This window comes from Acidimicrobiales bacterium, assembly GCA_036491125.1.
Taxonomy (GTDB): domain Bacteria; phylum Actinomycetota; class Acidimicrobiia; order Acidimicrobiales; family AC-9; genus AC-9.
In genome coordinates, this window is sequence record DASXCO010000107.1 from 1 (window position 1) to 17,599 (window position 17,599).

At 65.3% G+C, this 17,599-nt stretch carries 25 protein-coding genes; 16 read left to right on the forward strand and 9 right to left on the reverse strand.

Annotated elements, in window-relative coordinates; all coding sequences use genetic code 11:
- Together VGF64_09160 and VGF64_09165 are read right to left on the reverse strand one after the other, a co-directional pair.
- Window positions 1–334, reverse strand: a 334-nt coding sequence (locus tag VGF64_09160; protein HEY1634912.1) for a hypothetical protein, incomplete at its 3' end; no start/stop codon positions are given.
- A 245-nt stretch (window positions 335–579) separates the two neighbouring features.
- A complete protein-coding gene (locus VGF64_09165; protein HEY1634913.1) occupies window positions 580–1,608 on the reverse strand; it encodes an aldo/keto reductase in 1,029 nt (342 codons plus the stop codon).
- Window positions 1,609–1,988: 380 nt separating this feature from the next.
- Here VGF64_09165 and VGF64_09170 point away from each other — a divergent pair, with 380 nt between their 5' ends.
- The 4 genes from VGF64_09170 (at window position 1,989) to VGF64_09185 (ending at window position 5,096) form a co-directional block, all read left to right on the forward strand.
- The gene (locus tag VGF64_09170) at window positions 1,989–2,531 is read left to right on the forward strand and encodes a DoxX family protein (GenBank protein HEY1634914.1); all 543 of its coding nucleotides are present in this window, start codon (window positions 1,989–1,991) and stop codon (window positions 2,529–2,531) included.
- Window positions 2,532–2,931: 400 nt separating this feature from the next.
- Window positions 2,932–3,144: a hypothetical protein gene (locus tag VGF64_09175; GenBank protein ID HEY1634915.1), complete on the forward strand. Its 213-nt coding sequence runs from the start codon at window positions 2,932–2,934 to the stop codon at window positions 3,142–3,144.
- A gap of 186 nt (window positions 3,145–3,330) precedes the next feature.
- Window positions 3,331–3,684, forward strand: a complete 354-nt coding sequence (locus tag VGF64_09180) for a hypothetical protein (GenBank protein ID HEY1634916.1) — start codon at window positions 3,331–3,333, stop codon at window positions 3,682–3,684.
- Window positions 3,685–4,724: 1,040 nt separating this feature from the next.
- Entirely contained in the window at window positions 4,725–5,096 is a 372-nt protein-coding gene (locus VGF64_09185) for a hypothetical protein (protein HEY1634917.1), read from the forward strand.
- A 242-nt stretch (window positions 5,097–5,338) separates the two neighbouring features.
- On the opposite strand, the gene VGF64_09190 is transcribed toward VGF64_09185, so the two are convergent.
- Window positions 5,339–5,722, reverse strand: coding sequence for a limonene-1,2-epoxide hydrolase family protein (locus tag VGF64_09190; GenBank protein ID HEY1634918.1), 384 nt, complete (start codon window positions 5,720–5,722; stop codon window positions 5,339–5,341).
- 143 nt (window positions 5,723–5,865) lie between these two features.
- Window positions 5,866–6,405 carry a Na+/H+ antiporter NhaA gene (locus VGF64_09195; GenBank protein ID HEY1634919.1) on the reverse strand — a complete coding sequence of 180 codons (540 nt, stop codon included), beginning with the start codon at window positions 6,403–6,405 and terminating at the stop codon, window positions 5,866–5,868.
- A 295-nt stretch (window positions 6,406–6,700) separates the two neighbouring features.
- On the opposite strand from VGF64_09195, the gene VGF64_09200 reads away from it, so the two are divergent.
- From VGF64_09200 to VGF64_09210, 3 genes are all read left to right on the forward strand, one after another.
- Window positions 6,701–7,030, forward strand: a complete 330-nt coding sequence (locus tag VGF64_09200; protein HEY1634920.1) for a hypothetical protein — start codon at window positions 6,701–6,703, stop codon at window positions 7,028–7,030.
- An 80-nt stretch (window positions 7,031–7,110) separates the two neighbouring features.
- Window positions 7,111–7,770, forward strand: a complete 660-nt coding sequence (locus tag VGF64_09205; GenBank protein HEY1634921.1) for an RNA polymerase sigma factor — start codon at window positions 7,111–7,113, stop codon at window positions 7,768–7,770.
- On the forward strand, window positions 7,767–8,039 hold the full coding sequence (locus VGF64_09210) for an anti-sigma factor (GenBank protein HEY1634922.1): 273 nt from the start codon (window positions 7,767–7,769) through the stop codon (window positions 8,037–8,039). The genes VGF64_09205 and VGF64_09210 overlap by 4 nt, the downstream gene beginning before the upstream one ends.
- Before the next feature lie 65 nt (window positions 8,040–8,104).
- On the opposite strand, the gene msrB is transcribed toward VGF64_09210, so the two are convergent.
- Complete coding sequence (gene msrB, locus VGF64_09215) at window positions 8,105–8,518, reverse strand: peptide-methionine (R)-S-oxide reductase MsrB (GenBank protein ID HEY1634923.1); 414 nt, start codon at window positions 8,516–8,518, stop codon at window positions 8,105–8,107.
- Between the two features lie 237 nt (window positions 8,519–8,755).
- Here msrB and VGF64_09220 point away from each other — a divergent pair, with 237 nt between their 5' ends.
- Entirely contained in the window at window positions 8,756–9,013 is a 258-nt protein-coding gene (locus VGF64_09220; GenBank protein HEY1634924.1) for a peptide-methionine (S)-S-oxide reductase, read from the forward strand.
- The gene (locus VGF64_09225) at window positions 9,010–9,795 is read left to right on the forward strand and encodes a DUF427 domain-containing protein (GenBank protein HEY1634925.1); all 786 of its coding nucleotides are present in this window, start codon (window positions 9,010–9,012) and stop codon (window positions 9,793–9,795) included. The genes VGF64_09220 and VGF64_09225 overlap by 4 nt, the downstream gene beginning before the upstream one ends.
- 61 nt (window positions 9,796–9,856) lie before the next feature.
- On the opposite strand, the gene VGF64_09230 is transcribed toward VGF64_09225, so the two are convergent.
- The gene (locus VGF64_09230; protein ID HEY1634926.1) at window positions 9,857–10,168 is read right to left on the reverse strand and encodes a hypothetical protein; all 312 of its coding nucleotides are present in this window, start codon (window positions 10,166–10,168) and stop codon (window positions 9,857–9,859) included.
- Between the two features lie 481 nt (window positions 10,169–10,649).
- Between VGF64_09230 and VGF64_09235 the strand changes: the two genes are divergently transcribed.
- Entirely contained in the window at window positions 10,650–10,862 is a 213-nt protein-coding gene (locus VGF64_09235) for a hypothetical protein (GenBank protein HEY1634927.1), read from the forward strand.
- 467 nt (window positions 10,863–11,329) lie between these two features.
- Window positions 11,330–11,992, forward strand: a complete 663-nt coding sequence (locus VGF64_09240; GenBank protein HEY1634928.1) for a maleylpyruvate isomerase family mycothiol-dependent enzyme — start codon at window positions 11,330–11,332, stop codon at window positions 11,990–11,992.
- 47 nt (window positions 11,993–12,039) lie between these two features.
- Here VGF64_09240 and VGF64_09245 read toward each other — a convergent pair whose 3' ends face one another.
- Window positions 12,040–13,383 (reverse strand): adenylate/guanylate cyclase domain-containing protein, encoded by a 1,344-nt coding sequence (locus VGF64_09245; protein ID HEY1634929.1) that lies wholly within the window; start codon window positions 13,381–13,383, stop codon window positions 12,040–12,042.
- Here VGF64_09245 and VGF64_09250 point away from each other — a divergent pair.
- Window positions 13,376–13,645 (forward strand): ferritin-like domain-containing protein, encoded by a 270-nt coding sequence (locus tag VGF64_09250; protein HEY1634930.1) that lies wholly within the window; start codon window positions 13,376–13,378, stop codon window positions 13,643–13,645. The genes VGF64_09245 and VGF64_09250 overlap by 8 nt on opposite strands.
- Window positions 13,646–13,659: 14 nt before the next feature.
- Here VGF64_09250 and VGF64_09255 read toward each other — a convergent pair whose 3' ends face one another.
- Window positions 13,660–14,319, reverse strand: coding sequence for a metal-dependent transcriptional regulator (locus tag VGF64_09255; protein ID HEY1634931.1), 660 nt, complete (start codon window positions 14,317–14,319; stop codon window positions 13,660–13,662).
- 185 nt (window positions 14,320–14,504) lie between these two features.
- On the opposite strand from VGF64_09255, the gene VGF64_09260 reads away from it, so the two are divergent.
- The 4 genes from VGF64_09260 (at window position 14,505) to VGF64_09275 (ending at window position 17,065) form a co-directional block, all read left to right on the forward strand.
- Complete coding sequence (locus VGF64_09260; protein HEY1634932.1) at window positions 14,505–15,347, forward strand: ZIP family metal transporter; 843 nt, start codon at window positions 14,505–14,507, stop codon at window positions 15,345–15,347.
- 165 nt (window positions 15,348–15,512) lie between these two features.
- Window positions 15,513–15,647 carry a hypothetical protein gene (locus tag VGF64_09265; protein ID HEY1634933.1) on the forward strand — a complete coding sequence of 45 codons (135 nt, stop codon included), beginning with the start codon at window positions 15,513–15,515 and terminating at the stop codon, window positions 15,645–15,647.
- Entirely contained in the window at window positions 15,648–15,803 is a 156-nt protein-coding gene (locus tag VGF64_09270; GenBank protein HEY1634934.1) for a hypothetical protein, read from the forward strand.
- 872 nt (window positions 15,804–16,675) lie between these two features.
- Complete coding sequence (locus VGF64_09275) at window positions 16,676–17,065, forward strand: hypothetical protein (protein HEY1634935.1); 390 nt, start codon at window positions 16,676–16,678, stop codon at window positions 17,063–17,065.
- Between the two features lie 238 nt (window positions 17,066–17,303).
- Here the strand turns inward: VGF64_09275 and VGF64_09280 are convergent.
- The coding region (locus VGF64_09280) for a hypothetical protein (GenBank protein ID HEY1634936.1) at window positions 17,304–17,599 on the reverse strand (296 nt) is incomplete at its 5' end.

Here is a 17,599-nt window from a genome sequence, read left to right on the forward strand (position 1 = left end):
GCTTCGAGAGCTGCGTGCGACCGATGTGCTCGACGACGCGCCCAGCGGCCCAGCGGTGGAGGGAGATTGTGCTCTCGCTCACGTCGCCCGTCCTCGCCTCGCCCTCAACCCAGTCGGTGAGCTGTTGTTCGATCGTGCGCCGTGTCGGGTTCAGCCCGGCGTCTAGCTCCCGCTGTAGCGCCTTCAGCGCCTTCTTGGCGTCCGCCTCACTGCCTCGCACGTTGCGGCGGACGCGCCGCCCGTCCCTGCTCACCCGCACGGACCAGCGGTCGCCACTGCCGCTGATGCTGCCTTCGCCCCAGCCTCTTCTCGCTTTCGTCCTACGATTCGTCACTGTCAGTCCTCCTTGCAGGATCGGCCACGCCCCGGGGGTGTTGACCCACCTGCCGGGGCACTCGTCTGTCGCGAGCAGCGTAGCAAGATGGACTCCAAACTGGCATCTACGGGCCGAAACCGCAGCTAGGAGGCCTGTATGCCTTACCTGAGAGGTAATCGGGGTGCTCGAATCCGCGATCTCCCCCGCCGATCAGTGCCTGAAGGGTGCAGATCGGATCGGCTGCCCGTCCCTTCGGTCGTCGTTCAGGCGGCGGAGCGCTCGGCGACTGGCCGGCGACGCAGGCTCGCGCTCGAGATGGCCGGCGGCGTGTAGGCCACGTCGTTGCGGCCCGCATCGGTACCGGGCGGAGCGATCTCGTCGATCCGGTCGAGGACCTCGTCGTCGAGGGTGACATCGGCGCCGGCCAGCAGGTCGTCCAGCTGTTCCACGGTGCGCGGCCCGAGGATGGCGGAGGTGACGCCCGGGTGGGCGATCGCGAAGGCCATTGCGAGGTGGGTCATCGGCAGGCCGGCCTTCTCGGCGAGGGGGATGAGCTGTTCGACCACGTCGAGCTTACGCTCGTCGCTGAAGTGCTGGGGCCTGCCGCCGGACCGGTGGGTGTCGGTCTGCTGGCCCTTTCGGACTCGGCCGGTGAGCAGGCCCTGGCTGAGCGGGCTCCAGACCAGCGTGCCTATCCCGTAGCGCTGACAGATCGGCAGCACGTCGCGTTCGAGGCTCCGGTTGATGATCGAGTAGGGCGGCTGCTCGGTCCGGAAGCGCTCGAGGCCGCGCCGCTCGGCCACCCACAGCGCCTCGACGATCTCAGAGGCCGGGAAGGTCGACGTACCGATAGCGCGCACCTTGCCGCTGTGGATCAGGTCGGACAGGGCCGACAGAGTCTCCTCCACATCGACCGTCGGGTCGGGGCGGTGCACCTGGTAGAGGTCGAGGTGATCGGTCTGCAGGCGGCGCAGCGAGCTCTCGACTGCGGCGGTGATCCAGCGCCGTGAGTTGCCTCGGTGGTTCGGATCGTCGCCCATCGGGTAGTGCACCTTGCTGGCAAGCACGACGTTGTCGCGACGGCCCTCGAGCGCCTTGCCGACGATTTCCTCGGATTCGCCGTGGGAGTACACGTCGGCGGTGTCGACGAAGTTGATCCCTGCGTCCAGGGCCCTGTGGATGATCCGGATCGAGTCGTCGCGGTCGGGATTACCCCAGGCCCCGAACATCATGGCGCCCAGACAGTAGGAGCTGACCTCGATTCCGGTCCTGCCCAGCGTGCGGTAGTTCATGACTTCCCCCTTAGAGGTGTTGGTTGAGCGTTCGGTGAGCGTTTGGCCCCGTGGCCGGTTGCCGTGACGCCGACCAAACCCAGCGCAAGGGGCTCTGCTGATCGACGGGTTGCGCCTCACCGGTTGCGGTGACTCCATAAACCAACGGCGCGGCCACCGGGCCAGCAAGATGCACAATTCTTCCATGGCCCCGGTGCCGATCGCATCCGCCAGGTAGCCAGTTGACCGGGAAGGGCCAACCGGCAACGGAGTCGAATCGACGCCCGGCGGCAGGCCGGCTCGTCGCCCGTCCCCTTGCAGCAGGATGGACGTTGGGCCACCCGTCCGCGAGGCTGGGTACGACCACACGGGACTTCGTGGGGCGGAGCGAGGGAGCGAGCATGGCATTGGGGCGGCTTGTGTTGAGGGCGACGGTCGGGGGGCTGATGGTGGGTCATGGTCTCCAGAAGCTCAAGGGCAGCTTCGGTGGCCCCGGCCTCGAGGGCACCGAGCAGATGATGGGGTCGATCGGACTGCACCCCGCGAAGCACCAGGCCTGGGCCGCGGCCCTCAGCGAGACGATCGGCGGTGGCCTCACGGTCGCCGGTTTCCTCACTCCCCTGGGCCCGGCGATGATCATCGGGAGCCAGGCCGTGGCCATCCAAAAGGTGCATGCCAAGAATGGCGTCTGGATCACCGGCGGTGGCTACGAGTACAACGTGACGATCATCGCCGCCGCCCTGGCCCAGGCGTTCGATGGCGCCGGGCCGGTGTCGCTCGACGGCCTGTTCGGTAGGCAGCGCTCGGGGGTGGGGTGGGGGTTGGTGAGCCTGGTCCTCGGTCTCAGCGGAGCAGCCGTCACCTTGTCAGTGGCCGACAGGTTCAAGCCGGGTGAGAGCGACGCCACCGCCGCCGCCTCGACGACGGACGCGGCACGAGCGTGACGGGGCTGATCACGAGCTGTCGACCCTGAGAAGCAACGACCTCAACTCCCGTTTCGTCAGCGGATGACCGCAAGTTGCTCGCGCTGAGCTCGGGGTGCTCTTGGCCCCAGCCCAGTTGGACCATTCCTAATGTACGGAACCGTACAGACGGGGTACCATGACGGGGAGGCAGGTGAAGCCAGCTGTTGAGGTTGCCAATCGCAGCTTCGCAGCGATACTTCGGCACCCATTCAGTCGCCCCCCTCCGCTTGGCCCGCGGGTCGTCGCGGGGAGAGAAGGGAGCGTCGTCAAGGATCACGGAGGCCCCCAGAGCCGGCTCCGAGCAGTTCGTGAAGGCGCCTGAGAATCTGCAACGACACACGCCAGATTCCCGGTCCGGAGCAACAGTAGGGAGCAAACCGTGTTTGACGACCAGACCGCAGAGCAGATCCGGGATTTGGCTGTCGGGTCGCACGTGCTCGAGGCGAAGGTCAGACGGGCCATCCTCGAGCAGCTGTTCGCCCAGTCGGAACAGGTGGTTGGGGCAAGGGAGATCCTCGATCTGGCCGAGGGCTTTGCGTGGGCGACCAACCCTAGCCAGTCTCACGGCGGCAGATCAGGACAACTCGAATAGGTGTCTCGACGCCGTGATTGCAGGGGATATTGCGGTCGTCCGCGAGGGCCTGCGTCGGTGGCCCGAGAGCCGGAAACCGGCAGTGCGGCCGCGGGACGCTATGGAACGCTGTGATCCACTCCCCTACGACAGGACGGCTATGGCCACCGATGATCCGCTTCGGGCGGCGCTGAGCTCTTCTCGTTGGTGCCACGGCGTCGCTACGACACCGTCTTCTTCGCCTCCTGGTTGTCGCACGTGCCGCCCGAGCTCTTCGCTTCGTTCTGGGACATGCTCGGCCAGGCGCTGTCCCCCTTAGGTCGCGTCCAGTTCATCGATGAACAGCCGGCGGGTCTCGAGTTCTACCACGAGACCGTGCTGGCCGACTCGCCTGTTCCCAGCGTCGAACGGAGGCTGGCGGACGGGAGCCGTCACCCGGTCGTGAAGATCTTCTACGAGCCGGACGAGCTCGCCGAGAAGCTGAGGGGACTCGGTTGGGAGCCGCAGGTGTGGCCAGTGGACGACGTCATGTTCGCGGGGACAGCTCGCCCGTGCGCGTGATTGCTACGTGGTCAGACGTCTGCGCCAGTTCACGCGGTCACGGCGCACCGAACAGCTCCATGCAGGGTTCCAGGTTGTGGATCTTGATGTCGTCACGCTTGTCCTTGGCCCAGCGCTCACGACTCAGCGTCATCCGAATGACCCTGGCGACACAATGGCGCTGATCGAAGGCGGACCCGGCCAAATCGAAACGACGTGAACACCGTGAGGCTCTACCGGCGAAAACGGGTCCCCACTCCGAGACAAACCTTGCTCACAATGGCCGGGCTTACTCTGGATCCCGCTGAGGGCGCCGTACTGGGAACTGCCGATTGGCGGGCGACGGCTGGCGATGACCGAAGAACAACTTGTGGGTACCGAGAACCCGTCCGACCAGCTCGGACCACGAGCCGGTACTCGTCAAATGAGCCTGCCGACCTTGTCGGTCCGTCGGATGGGGATAACCGATCGGTGAGGGTGGGGCGACTTCCGACTCGCCGGCGCCGGCTGATTCAGAGATCGGTCGCTCAGTGCGGCACAGCGGGAACAGCTGGAGCAATCGAACGAAGGCCTCGTAGAGGAAGGAGAGCGCCACGACCCATCTTTGTCGACAGCCTGATGTCGGCGAAGGTCCAGGTGGAGGGCTTGGACGGACTTCTCGGCACCCACACGGTGATGAGCAGCCTGGCCGACCCTCGACGTCTTACGCGTCCAGCCCTGGGGTGATTGTGGGCGGCGTAGCCTTTTATGGCGATCTAACCTGATCTCGCATGATTTGGACGAATGCGGATGTTGAAATGCCCGGTAGGCGACGTATAGTTGGTGTTACCTAGCGGGCGAAGTGTGAGACGTTTGGAACCCGGTTAGACCGTTCGTTCGCACCAGCCGAGATTGAGATCATTCTCTGCGAGGATCGGGGCGGACAATGGGCGGGTCAGCCAGGACAATCAGCGGTCCTCGAGTGGGGGGTGGGCGAGCCAGAGGTCGGAGCGGACCGAGGCTGCATTTGGGGCGGGGGAAGTCGCGAACGGCTGCCCGACCTCGGATGGAAGCGCTTTCGCATGCGTGACATCTCAATGATTCTTTGTGGTGCAGGAGGAGCGGCGGCCACGTTTCTGCTGCAGCGGTATGGCTTATCGCCAGTGATTGCCGCCTGCTTGATCGGGCTAGCCGGCGCGGGTGTCGCGGCTTTAGCTTCGACCCCTTCTCTTGCTGCGGTAATTTTTGCAGGAGCTTTTGTCGGAATGTCAGCTCTCACTCTAACGTCACTGACCCTTATTGTGATCGCTGGTGCCGGCTCGGGCCTTCTGTACATACTGATGACCAAATTCAATATATTTTCTGGGTACGGCGGTCGTCTAGGTTCTATTGCGTTTATTTCAATTACAATTGTCATTTTTATCACGCACTACCACTCATCCATAAAACGGTAGCGTGCTTAACTCTGACTACCCGTCCCTGCCCGGTTGCGCAGGCTCCGGCCTCAAGTCGAGGACAAACTCAACCAGCGGCGTCTCCACCTGCGCGCCGAGGCCGAATGGTTGATCGCAGCCGCGCCCCTATGTGGACGGCGGCTACGCCCTGTGAGTTTCGACGCCACCCGTCTTTCTGAGCTGCGGCTCGGCCACCACGACAGACAGCCGAGCGACGACTCGAGCGTCGAGCGGTTCCAGCCTTATCCCATCTGGCTGGTGAACTGGTTCATGTCGAAATAGTCCCGCCAAGCGGTGATCTTGCCGTTGCTGACCTCGAAGGTCCCCATGACCGGCAGGCCGAAGGACTTATCGGGAAGCTTGAAGACGTCCTCCCGCTCGGTCATCACGACCGGTCCGTTGGCTGCGATGTTGATGATGCGGAACTCGATCGCTTCGACGCCCGGTGCCCCAGGGCGGATGAACGTGGCGATGTTGTTGGCGATGGCGTCCCTGCCGGTGACCGGCGCCAGCGGGATGTTGTGGTAGACGGCGTCGTCGGTGAAGAACGCGGCCAGGTCGTCGGCGCCAATCCCGTCGGACCACGCCCGACAGAACCCACGGACCACCTCGATCTCGTTTTCCATCTGGTTCCCCTCCTGCGGTCGAGCTTCGGCGGAATGGCCGTAACGTAGTCGTTCAGCGCCACACTCGAGCTCGAGGATAAAACGAGCTCTCGACATCACCGGACTCCCTTGGTTGCTCGAGCTCCGACGCCGAGCGCTTTCGCTCAACCCGCCCTGGAGTGGGAGTCTGGCTTCACGTGCTGAAACGCGTGGCCATCAGGCTCGCTCTTTGACGGGAGGCCTGGACTGCAGTCGCGAGCGTATCGATGTCGTACGCACCGTGGTGCCGGCGTCCGCGTGAGCAGGAACACCCGGAGCCGAGTGGCGGAGCGAGGCGTGATCAACGCCAGCGCTCCAAGTGCGAATGCCGTGTCGGTCGACATCGCTGCGCCCCAACCGTGGCCGCCCCCAGTTCCGGCGTTGAACGAGATGTAGATGGCGATCGGCACCGTCATCCCGCCGAGCGCTGCCACCACCGTGCTGGCAAGTCGTTGCCGCTGGCGCAGCTCGCCGATGTCGAGCTCACGTTTGGCCTCGAGGCCGACGACAAGAAAGAAGAGTGTCATCAGGCCTTCGTTCACCCAGTGACGTAGATCGGTCGAGATCCCGCTACCGCCGAGCCGAATCGAGAGCGTCGCAACCCGGGCCTCTAATTGATCGCGCCACGGGGGTTGCCTTGCCACGCGAAGAGGTCGGGCCATCATTTGTCTGGCCCCCTATGTCAAAGAGTCTGGTCGATGATCATCGAACTCTCTCTCCCCGATGTACTGCAGTCCCAAGGGAACTTCGAGACGAAGCGCTGGCGAGAGAACACTCCGGGTGGCTCATGGTCGGTGCAGATCCTGAGGTGTTACGGGCCGACCTCGATCCCGAGAGGCGAGCGCTGGTCATCGAGGCGTAACACCTTGGCCGTTGGCGTGACGAAACACCGTGTCGCCCACTCGCCCCACCCCGTTGCGCTCGTCTCACCGTGGTGGGCCGTCTCAACTGTCCTCGCAGATGAAAGGACTGGCGGTACCGGCCACCCTCGCTTCGGTGGTCATCTTCGTCATCGCCTCCATCAGGGGAGGCCACTTTCTTTACGCCGCTTCTCTCCTGACGCTCGGCGTTGGCCTGGCGGGGTTTCTGGCCTTGCCTGCACCTCCGGCGGCTCGGTGGCCGCGCCTCTTCCATCTTGGGCTCAGCCTCGCCCTCGCCTCGGCCCTGGCCGACGGATTCCTCGATCTCGTCAATGCCATCGGGACCGCCACCAACATCACCACCATCGGCATCATCGTCGGATTGGCGCTGGCGTTCATCGGCCGCAGCCATTCCCGGGGCAAATCATGACGCTGACCCTCACGCTCGGGCCACACTTGGCGTCCTGGGCGGAATGGACCCCGGACCGACCTGCGATCCATCCTTTCGGTGTGCCGAGATCGCCGGCGGCGGACCACCGCGATGAGGTCGTCCTCCTCGCCCGTCTTCGAGCGGGCGATGAAGCAGCTTTCGCATGGCTTGTGGACCAGTACTCGCCTCCGTTGCTGCGGCTGGCCGCCGTCTACGTCTCCAGCCGGGCCAGCGCCGAAGAGGTAGTCCAGGAGACCTGGGTCGGTGTGATTCGGGGGATCGACGGTTTCCAGGGCCGCTCCTCGATCAAGACCTGGATCTACCGGATCCTCATGAACATCGCCCGCACCCGCGGGGCCAGGGAGACCCGAAGTGTCCCATTCTCGTCTGCGGCCACCGCCCTGGACGAGGGCGGCGGACCAGCCTTCGACCCCGAGCGATTCCTTCCTCAGAGCCACGAGCAATGGCCGGGGCACTGGGCCTCTTTCCCCCAGCCCTGGGAGAACGAGCCGGAGGATCGTCTTCTGGCGGGAGAGACCATGGATCTGGTCAAGGCTTGCATCGCGGATCTGCCACCGGCTCAGCGTGAGGTGACCGTCCTCCGCGACGTCGAGGGCCTGAGCGCGGTCGAGACCTGTGGTCTTCTCGGCATAACAGACGCAAGCCAGCGAGTTCTCCTCCACCGAGGCCGCTCGAAGATCCGAGCGGCCCTGGAGCACCACTTTGGAGCCACCTCATGAACCCTCTCGACTCTCTTCCCGACAACGACTTCCCGTGTCAGATCTTCGTGGAGATCGTCACCGACTACCTCGAGGGCGCCCTGCCCCCCGATATCGTGGCCCGCATCGACATCCATCTGGCCGAGTGCTCGGGCTGTACGAGCGTCCTCGAGCAGCTGCAGCAGGTGATACGGGTCTCGCAGCGCGCGGCTATCACCCAGGTGGACAGTCTGGACCCATCGATGCGCCAGCAGCTCCTCGACGCCTTCAGTGAGGCGCGGGGCTCATGAATGGCATGTTGGTCACCGCGGGGTGACATCCGCCGAGGAACGCTGGTCGACGAGACTCCTCTAGGTCAGGGCTGGTCGATGGTCGAACCAGAATCGAGGTCGAGTGCACAGGAGTTGATGCACCAGCGCTTACCGGTGGGCCGAGGCCCGTCAGCGAACACGTGGCCGAGATGCGACCCGCACTGTCGGCACCGCACCTCGGTGCGGGCTCCGAGAAGGCCCCAATCTCTGTGGAGGGTCACGGCGTCACGCACACTCGCCTCGGTGAAGCTGGGCCAGCCCGTACCAGAGTCGAACTTCGCCTCCGAGGAGAACAGAGAAGCCGAGCACGCCGCACACCGATAGAGCCCATCGTCATGGCAGTCGACGTACTTGCCCGTGAAGGCCCTCTCGGTGCCCGAGTGGCGCAACACCCGGTACTGCTCGGGCGTGAGCTCGCGTCGCCACTCCTCGTCCGTCTTCGTCACCATCGGCTCCATGACGTGCTCCTCGTCGACTTCGATCTAACCAGGCATGGATTGGTCCGGTGAGGGCCCCAACTGTTACGCCACTGGCCTGCATTCGGTTCGAGCCGGTCCATCCCAGCATAAGCCCGGTGCTCAACGCGCTCGCGTGCGCAGTGCAATTCCGGCAGTAACAGATGACTTGCCGGCTGGACTATTAGCTCTGAGACACCACTCAGAGACGACGAGGCTGTGCGGAATACCCGAAAGCGGGTGAAGAGATTGTTCAGGACGAGACGCCCCGACTCCCGCGCCGGAGCCGAGCGGGTCGCGCCAGCTCCGCCCATCGTGGCTCATGGACCGCCGGGGGCCGAGCGGGCCACGTTCGCGGCGGGATGCTTCTGGGGTGTCGAGGCCGCGTTCCGTGAGGTCGAGGGGGTGTTGGACGCCTCGGTCGGCTACACCGGAGGCCATCAGGCAAACCCCAGCTACGGCCAGGTACGCCTGTACGGACCAATGGAGGATCCATGAAGCAAACGAATGACGCCGTGGACTACCCAGCGATGGTCGCCCCGGTCAACCTCGTTGAACCGGTCCCACGGCGTGTTCGGGCATTCCTTGGCGGCCAGACTGTGTTCGACACTACCCGGGCGCTCTATGTGTGGGAGTGGGAGTACTACCCGCAGTATTACATCCCGCTCGCCGACCTCGCCGAAGATGTGCTCGTCGATGAGCACCATCCCCGGCACACCAAGCAGGGTCTGGCGCAGATGCACGCCCTGGCGGCCGGGGATCAGACCCGTGGTGGCGCGGCTCGGGTCTTCACCGAGCCGACGGTCGAAGCGCTTGTGGACACGGTGCGGTTCGAGTGGACTGCCCTGGACCACTGGTTCGAGGAAGACGAACACATCTTCGTCCACCCCCGCAACCCTTACGTCCGGGTCGACGCCCTTCGCTCGACCCGCAGGGTACGAGTCGAGCTCGAGGACGTCCTACTCGCCGAGTCGTCCTCACCGGTGATGGTGTTCGAGACCGGTCTGCCCACCCGCTACTACTTCAACCGCACCGAGGTCCACTTCGAGAACCTCGAGCCGACCGACACGGTCACCGAGTGCCCCTACAAGGGAACGACCAGCGGCTACTGGTCCATCAGAACGAGCCATGCCGTGCATCGCGACCTGGCCTGGGCCTACGATTTCCCGACCCGCCAGCTCCTTCCGATCACAGGACTGGTCTCGTTCTACAACGAGAAGGTCGACATCACCATCGACGGGCGGCGCCTGGCCCGCCCCAGGACCCACTTTTTCCGCTGAGCCCCACGTCGTGACCCTCGATGAAGGTCACGAGCTCCGATACCGAGTAGGCGCGCCGTTGTCAGCCCATCTGCTGAGCTTCGTACAACTTGACCGATCCACCGCTACTCAGCCCCGGGCAACCCTTGGCCATGACGACGGCATCGTGAAGATTGCCAGCCTCGATCACGGTGTAGCCGGTCGCAGGATCCGGTCCGCTACCCGGACTCGGTGTTCCGTCCGATGCGATCGTTGCCGAATCGCCGAATGGGGCGCCAATATCAACCACGGAGTCTCCGAGCTCGGCGAACCAAGCCATCCACCGATCCATGACGGCTTGGGATGGGGCCTCTGGGCTCTCACCTCCGTGGAACATCAGCACAAACTTTGCCATCTCGGTCCCCTCGCGTCTTGTAAGTGTCGAGAACGGCTGGCGACTCGTCGAACCGCTGCTCGAGCCACCTGGTCCGCTCCGCCGGTCTCCGATCGGTTCGTGGGGTCCTTCAGAGACCGACTCGGTGATCGCCGCCCAACACGGATGGTACCGCCCCACACAATAACGATCTCGCCCGAGGAAAGGAGGCAGCGTTACTCCATTGCCTTCTTAGTGCCACCGCCAAGTCCAGATTGCCGAAGTCTTGCCCCGATATGGCATCGATCCACGCCTCGCTCGCCTACCGACAGTGACATGCGGGCTCGACGATGTCTGCCACTTTCCTTGCAGGCGAGGCTTGTCACCCTATTCGATCAGTCCTCACCACGACCGTAGGGAGCAGCGCCCGCATCCTCCTCCCGCAGCCGATCCAGCCGCCGATGGACGTCGCCCAGCTCCGGACTGCCCCCGTCAGCCGTCCCTCACGAGTAGATTGGGACGCATGGCAACGTGGGTGAAGGCCATCGTCAGGGAAGATCCCGACCCGGTAGGCAAGCGAGACCCGCGAAGGAGAGTCACCCACGCCTACGACTTCGATGTGGGCAAGCCCGCTCACCCAATCACTTACCAATACGAGGTCCGCAAGGACGAACCCTGGAGAGATCCCATCGTAGGGGGCGACCGGTGCGCCGAGTGCGAAGGGGCCGCAGGGTGATGATGGGCGACCTCCACCGGCTCGCCGTCAACAACAAACCAGCGGCCTCGGGACAGCGGGCCACGTAAGTCACCTGAGGCAAAGGTCGTCAAGAACCGCCTCCACCTCGACCTCATCAGCGACACGTTCGATGCCGAGATGAAGCGCCTCCTGACCCTCGGGGCTGAAAGGCTCCGCGACGTCCAACGCGACAACGCCCGCTGGCCGACCTTCGCCGACATCGAAGGCAAACGAGTTCGACCTCATCGCCGGATGACACCGAGGCCGGATCTCGTCCTAGCCGCCGCCATAACCCCGAACTCGCCGAACGCGAACGCGCCTCGGCCCGTAGAGCCGAGGGCAGTTCCGCTGTGGACGGCCGTCGGATTGAGGGAGTAGCTCGTCGGCTATCAATGGCGAGACGACCGTTGACCGCGGCTCGCCACAGGTGTATCGCTGGACGAGAGCGATCGACCGAGGGAGACCCGATGACGCTACCCCGACATGATGTCGTAAGCGGTCTCGTGGCCGAGCTTGGCAGCTTTCATCAACTGATCGCTGATTTCACGGATGAGGACTGGGCTAGGCCCACGCGCTGTGAGGCCTGGACAGTGGGGGACATGGCGGCGCACGTCACTGGGACCATGGCCGACATCACCGCAGGCCGGGTGGACGGCATCGACACCCAGGAGTGGTATGACCGCCAGATCGAGGAGAGACGGGGCCGCTCCCCACGGCAGTTGAGCTCCGAGCTCGACGAGGTCATCAAGGCCACCGACGATCTCATGGGCGGCATCGACCAGGCAGCGTGGGATGGTCCGGCGCCGCCGGGGGTGGCCGGCACACTGGGTGCCGGAATCGAGTCCTTGTGGTGCGGGATCTACATCCACCGCGAGGACCTACTGGCCGCTCTGGAGCGTCCTCCCGCCAGGGGGGAGGGTCAACGAGCCGCCCTCTCGTACACAGTCGATGTCCTCACCGACAGGGGGTGGGGCCCAGCCACGCTCGCATTGGACGGTGTCGAGGAGATCTCGATCGGGTCTGGAGGGGCTCGGATCGGCGGAGATCCGCTCGCCTTCGTCCTGGTCGCCACCGGACGAGCCGACCCTGGCATCCTGGGGCTGGATGACCGCGTCAACATCTACAGCTGAGGCACCCTGGTCCGGCCCTGACCACCCAGAGGGCGTCCCGGAGGAGTTCAACCCTCCACCGAGGAGAGCCGCCATCTTCCGGGGACCCCGCGGAGCACGTGCGCTCCCCGGTCCGAGAACTTGATGCCGGATCCGATGACAAGATCGACAAGGGTCCGCGACACGAGCACCTGCCCGGGACGCGCTAGAGCAGCGACCCTTGCTGCGATGTGGACGGCTAGACCGGCGATGTCGTCGCCGTAGAGCTCGATCTCCCCGGTGTGGAGGCCGGCACGGACCTCCAATCCGAGTTGAGCGGCAGCCTCCCGGATGGCACAAGCACACGTCACGGCCCGAGCCGGCCCATCGAAGGTCGCCACCGCGCCGTCGCCGGCGGTGGTCACACGGCGGCCCCTGAAGCGGACCAGCTCACGTCTAACCGCTGTGTCGTGCCCCCCGAGGAGCTCCTTCCAACGCCTGTCACCAACCTCGGCGATGCGTCGCGTCGATCCGACGATGTCGGTGAACAGGACCGTGGCCAGCGCCCGATCCGAACGCGGGCCGTGACGAATGCCGGTAACGAATTCCTCGATTTCATCGAGCATCGACTCGGTCTCACCAACCCAGTACAGGTCGTCGGCTCCGTCGAGCTCGACGTACTTGGCCTTGGGAATGTGCTCGGCCAGGTAACGGCCGTGGCCCACACGGAACGCACGGTTGTCCCGACGATGAAGCACGAGGGTCGGCACGCGCACCAAGGGAAGAACCGGTCGGAGGTCGGCCCGGAAGTAGACGGCCTGGATGGCCCGGGCCATGGCGGGACTGCCACCTCGATATCCGGCTCTGACCCACCAGTCCCGGAAGGCCTTGTCGCCGGCCATCGTCGGGGCAGCCGCGGCCAGGTAGTCGTAACCCCGCTGGACCGCATCCGGTTCCATGTTGAGCTCGAGGAACTTGTCGAGAATCGGCTTAGGAATGCCAACCTCATAGTCGTCGCCGCGGGCCAGGCGCGCGGTCCCATTCACGACGACCAGGCTGGTGACCCTTTCTGGGTAGGTGGCTGCCATCAGTACGCCTTCGAGCGATGAGTCACGAGCCGCCAGCACTGCAGCTTGACGAGAGCCGACGGCATCCATCACCGCCAGCGCGTCCTGAACCCACTGCTCCAGCGTGGTTGGCCCGGTCGGTACCCGGTCCGACAGGCCCACACCTTGCCGATCGAATCTGATAACCCGGCTGAACGACGCCAGCCTGTCGTGGAATCGGGCGAGCAGCGGCTCGTCGTCCATGCTGTCGATGGAGAGCAGCGGGGCGCTCGAGAACGCGAGAAGGTCCGGCGATCCCGTGCCCAGCACCTGATAGGCGATGTGTACACCACCGCTCATGGCGTAATGGATCTCCCCCATGGTCATCGCCTTACAGTGTGCCGACAAACCAGGAGCGGTGCTCGACTCGCCGGGAATATGCACCCAGACCCGGCCAACGACACCGAGCAGGCCGAACACTCAGGAAAGGCCGATCCACAACCACGCCGAGGGCGACCACGGCAGCCGCGACATGCTCGCCCACATCCTCGAAGAAGAAGAGGACCACGCCAACTGGCTGGAGACCCAACTGGGCCTCATCGCTCAGCTGGGCGAGGCGCACTACCTCGCCCAGCAGGTACGAAGCTAGAGCGCTCCGGGAGGTCAGGCCTTGTCGACGTAGAGCTGTTCGGCCAAGGCCGGACCGACGGCGATCGTGTTGCCACCGACGTCGAGGGTGAGGGTCCCGTCAGGGGCACGGTCGCGAACCTCGGCCGTGGCCCCGGGTCGCAGGCCGTGGGTGTCGAGGTAAGTGAGGATGTCGAGGTCGATCTCCACCGTCTCGGTGATCCGTTGGAGTTGGATCTGCTGGCCCACCTCGGCCAAGGCGAGGCTTTGCAGCTTCGGGCGGGGCGCGCCCGAACCGGGGATTGGGTTGCCGTGCGGGCAGGTGGCCGGGTTGTGGAGCAGTGTCACGAGGTGCTCCTCGACCTCGTCGGAGATCACGTGCTCCCAGCGGCCGGCCTCCATGTGGGTCTTGTGCCACTCGAGGCCGATCACGTCAGTGAGTAGACGTTCGGCGAGACGATGCTTGCGCACCACGCTCTCAGCTCGCTGGTGACCCCTGTTCGTCATCCGCAGCGACCGCTCGGCGACCCCCACGTAGCCCTCATCCACGAGCCGGCGCACCATCTCTGTCACCGCCGGCGGGCTGTGGCGAAGGCGCTCGGCCAGGCGGGCCCGGATGACGGGGACGCCCTCTTCCTCGAGCTCGTACATCGCCTCGAGGTACTCCTCGACCGGCGGGTGAAAGCCTTCGGCCACTGAAGGTGAGCGTAGCCAGGCGTGGTCGGCCTCGGGCCCTGTTGGCGCGCAACGAGTTCACGATCACGGCTCCGGTAGGCGCGCTTGACACGCTCTATTAGGTGTGCCTAACTATCCCTCTCTTGTTAGGACTGCCTACCTGCTGGGGACAGCGGTCGGGCCGCTCAGAAGGAGGAACGGCATCGATGGGCGAGGCTCAGACACTGGCACTCGGGGCGGTCGCCGGCTTCACCATCTTGCTCGGCCTCCCGGTCGGGCGCTTGAGCAAGCCCAGGCCGGGTCTGCGCCAGTTTCTCAACGCCATCGCCATCGGCATCCTGTTGTTCCTCGTATGGGACGTCCTCTCCCACGCCTTCGAGCCCATCGACCAGGCCCTGTCGAACCTGCACGACGACAAAGGTGGCCTGTGGCCGGTGATCGGCTACGGGGCCCTGTTCTTCGCCGGTATCGGTGTCGGGCTCGTCAGCCTCCTGTACTACGAGCGGTTCCTGGCCCGCCGGCCGGAGAAGCGGTTCGGCCCAGGGGCGATGGCCGTCGCCGAGACCAGGCAGTTCGGGGTGGCCGGCCTCACCGGCCCTCAGCGCCTGGCCCTGCTGATCGCGGTCGGGATCGGGCTGCACAACTTCGGGGAGGGCCTGGCCATCGGTGGAAGCGCCGCCCAGGGCGAGATATCGCTGGCCACGCTGCTGGTGATCGGCTTCGCCCTGCACAACGCCACCGAGGGATTCGGCATCGTTGCCCCCCTGGCCGCCGAGTCCGAGCGCCCCAGCTGGACGTTCCTCCTCGTCATGGGCGTCATCGGTGGAGGACCCACGTTCGTGGGCACAGCCGTGGGTCGACAGTTCACCAGCGACCCGGTGAGCGTCGTCTTTCTGACCCTGGCCGCCGGCTCGATCCTCTACGTCGTCATCCAGCTCCTCGGCGTGGCCCAGAAGGTGGGCCGTCGGGAGCTTCTCATTTGGGGGATCTTCCTCGGCCTGGCCGCCGGGTTCGCCACGGACATGGTCGTCACCGCGGGAGGCGCCTGACGAGCTGAGCCAGTGCGCGCCGCCTGAGCGCCTGCCGAGGATGCGACCACCGCGTTCGGGGGGGAACCGCCCCAGCAACTGATGGACACGACGAACCATGCGCCTCTCTTGCCTGCTGGCCTGCTCCCCGGACCCTTTCCAGGGGTCACGGTTCCGCTCACCGAGATGACCGAGAACGCACTTGCGGCCGTGGGATGGGGGCCGGCCGGCGAGCACTTCGCCTCCGCGGGCAACTGGCAGCGGTACTACGCGAACGGAACGCCTCAGGGGACGGGGCAGGCAGGTGAGCACGCGGCGTGATTGCTGACGGGCCGCTACAACTCCGAGGTCTACGCCATCGACACGACCACCGGTCAGCTGCTGGCCCGCATACCCGTGGGCCACGGCCCCCACGGCCTGAGCGTCTACCCCCAGCCGGGGCGGTACTCGCTGGGGCACACGGGGGTCTTCCGGTAGCGCTTCGGCGCGGCGTGAGACTTCCCGTCCATGGACAACCGTGTTCCTGTGTCGGCTCTACCTTCTTGTGTTCGTCACGGTCCGACGGCCGGGTGCGACGAGCTGCGGATTACGAGACCATGCGCCCCCAGGCTGAAAGGCACTATCTGTCCTCATTCTGACCAGTGACAGGCAGGACCCAGCCGGAAGCACGGAGAATCCATGGGCCGATGCCGGGGCGAGGTCGGGCAATGCGATCGCGGCCTGCGGCGACACCGTCAGCGGCGCCGAGGCGCCTGCCTGATCGCCGGCTGGCCAGCGCCACTTGTCGTACTCTGACGCCGAGGGACGCAAGCGACGGGTTCCGCACCAATATTGCGGAGGCCCTCGAGCGGGGCGTGGCCTCGCGTCTGTTGATCACTCGTGCTGCGGCACGACTCCTGCTGGCCCTCGACGCCCTGGCAGCTCCGCTCCTTTGGCACCTGCGAAAGCAGTCAAGCCGAGTGCCTTTCTTCACCGAAACAGCTTCATCCAGCCGTCAGCGCATCCTCAGAAGAGGGCTCCTCACGTACTCGGCCGCCCTGATCACTATCGGCGTTGCTGTCGCCGCCGGGCTCGTACCTGGGCGCTCGGCGGTCAACCTGGCCACTCGACGTTCCGGGCTTGCCTCAGCCGCGGACGGCGCTAACGGCCCTGACCTGCGGGGCACTGTCCCCGTTCCGCCGAGTTCGCCACCTGGTCCGATCAGTACGCCCTCCACCCCGACCAGGGCAGCGCCGCCGAGCAAGCTTCCCCTTTCCCCACCGACATACGTCAATCCCCTCTCAACGGTTGCCGACCTCCAGCCGAAGCGCATCGACGAGGGCGTCGACTACGCCGGATCAGGCCCGCTGTTGGCGCTCGGAAGTGGGGTCATCCGGATCACGTCCGAACCTGGCTGGCCCGGTAACACCTTCATCTCCCTTCAGCTGGACAAGGGACAACTGGCTGGACGGATCATCTACTACGCCGAGAACATCACCCCCACGGTCAACGTAGGTCAGCATGTCAACGCCGGTGATGTGGTCGGCATTCTTCACGACGCCTACCCGTACTTGGAGATCGGTTGGGCCGGCGGCGGCACGATGGGCGGCACTCTTGGAGATGCTTTGGCCCGATCCAAGGGCGGCGACCGAGAGGGCGTGTCGACGGCGGTCGGGGTCAACTTCAACCAGCTGCTGGTGCTGCTGGGCGCTCCTAGCGGGATCCAACAAGGAGTGATGGGAACGCTTCCCTCATCTTGAGGGCCTCGCTCTAGTGGCTTTGCCCTGGCGCAGCGCTTTCTTCGACACTGCGGCGTCGATCTGCGTCGGCTCATCCCATCGCCCTGACTTGGTGCGTGGGGCTTGGCCTGAAGGGGTCCAGAACCCCGATCCCGGCCCTGACCTGGTCGTTTCGCTCGGTCAGGACTGGCTGGCGCGGACATCCCAGGCGGGGTATGTCTTGGTTATGCGGAGGGCGGGACGGGATGGTTGGAGCGGATCAGGTTCGTCGGGTCCACGTCGGCCTTGATGCGCCGCAAACGGCGTAGGCCTCGGGTTGCCAGAAGTCGCTCGGATCCCGGCTGGTCTCGGCCAAGTTCATATACATGTGCCCGGCCTGCCAAGGGCCCATGTGCTGCTTCACGGTCTGAGCGCGCGTCTCCACCGCCGCCTTGACCTCCGGCGTCGGCGCCATGCCGACGGACAGCAGGACGTACTCGGCGTCGATCGAGCCGAGGGCGCCGTTCTCGGGTCGGGCGCGCCCGAGCTCACCGCCGAGGTGGCGCACCTCGACCG

What these genes read in the sequence shown, in the direction of transcription:
- VGF64_09165 (HEY1634913.1), bottom strand. Translation starts at nt 1,608, where the DNA reads ATGAACTACCGCACGCTGGGCAGGACCGGAATCGAGGTCAGCTCCTAC.
- VGF64_09170 (HEY1634914.1), top strand. Translation starts at nt 1,989, where the DNA reads ATGGCATTGGGGCGGCTTGTGTTGAGGGCGACGGTCGGGGGGCTGATG.
- VGF64_09185 (HEY1634917.1), top strand. Translation starts at nt 4,725, where the DNA reads ATGCGTGACATCTCAATGATTCTTTGTGGTGCAGGAGGAGCGGCGGCC.
- VGF64_09190 (HEY1634918.1), bottom strand. Translation starts at nt 5,722, where the DNA reads ATGGAAAACGAGATCGAGGTGGTCCGTGGGTTCTGTCGGGCGTGGTCC.
- VGF64_09195 (HEY1634919.1), bottom strand. Translation starts at nt 6,405, where the DNA reads ATGATGGCCCGACCTCTTCGCGTGGCAAGGCAACCCCCGTGGCGCGAT.
- VGF64_09200 (HEY1634920.1), top strand. Translation starts at nt 6,701, where the DNA reads ATGAAAGGACTGGCGGTACCGGCCACCCTCGCTTCGGTGGTCATCTTC.
- VGF64_09210 (HEY1634922.1), top strand. Translation starts at nt 7,767, where the DNA reads ATGAACCCTCTCGACTCTCTTCCCGACAACGACTTCCCGTGTCAGATC.
- msrB (HEY1634923.1), bottom strand. Translation starts at nt 8,518, where the DNA reads ATGGAGCCGATGGTGACGAAGACGGACGAGGAGTGGCGACGCGAGCTC.
- VGF64_09225 (HEY1634925.1), top strand. Translation starts at nt 9,010, where the DNA reads ATGAAGCAAACGAATGACGCCGTGGACTACCCAGCGATGGTCGCCCCG.
- VGF64_09230 (HEY1634926.1), bottom strand. Translation starts at nt 10,168, where the DNA reads ATGGCAAAGTTTGTGCTGATGTTCCACGGAGGTGAGAGCCCAGAGGCC.
- VGF64_09235 (HEY1634927.1), top strand. Translation starts at nt 10,650, where the DNA reads ATGGCAACGTGGGTGAAGGCCATCGTCAGGGAAGATCCCGACCCGGTA.
- VGF64_09240 (HEY1634928.1), top strand. Translation starts at nt 11,330, where the DNA reads ATGACGCTACCCCGACATGATGTCGTAAGCGGTCTCGTGGCCGAGCTT.
- VGF64_09250 (HEY1634930.1), top strand. Translation starts at nt 13,376, where the DNA reads ATGGTCATCGCCTTACAGTGTGCCGACAAACCAGGAGCGGTGCTCGAC.
- VGF64_09245 (HEY1634929.1), bottom strand. Translation starts at nt 13,383, where the DNA reads ATGACCATGGGGGAGATCCATTACGCCATGAGCGGTGGTGTACACATC.
- VGF64_09260 (HEY1634932.1), top strand. Translation starts at nt 14,505, where the DNA reads ATGGGCGAGGCTCAGACACTGGCACTCGGGGCGGTCGCCGGCTTCACC.
- VGF64_09265 (HEY1634933.1), top strand. Translation starts at nt 15,513, where the DNA reads ATGACCGAGAACGCACTTGCGGCCGTGGGATGGGGGCCGGCCGGCGAG.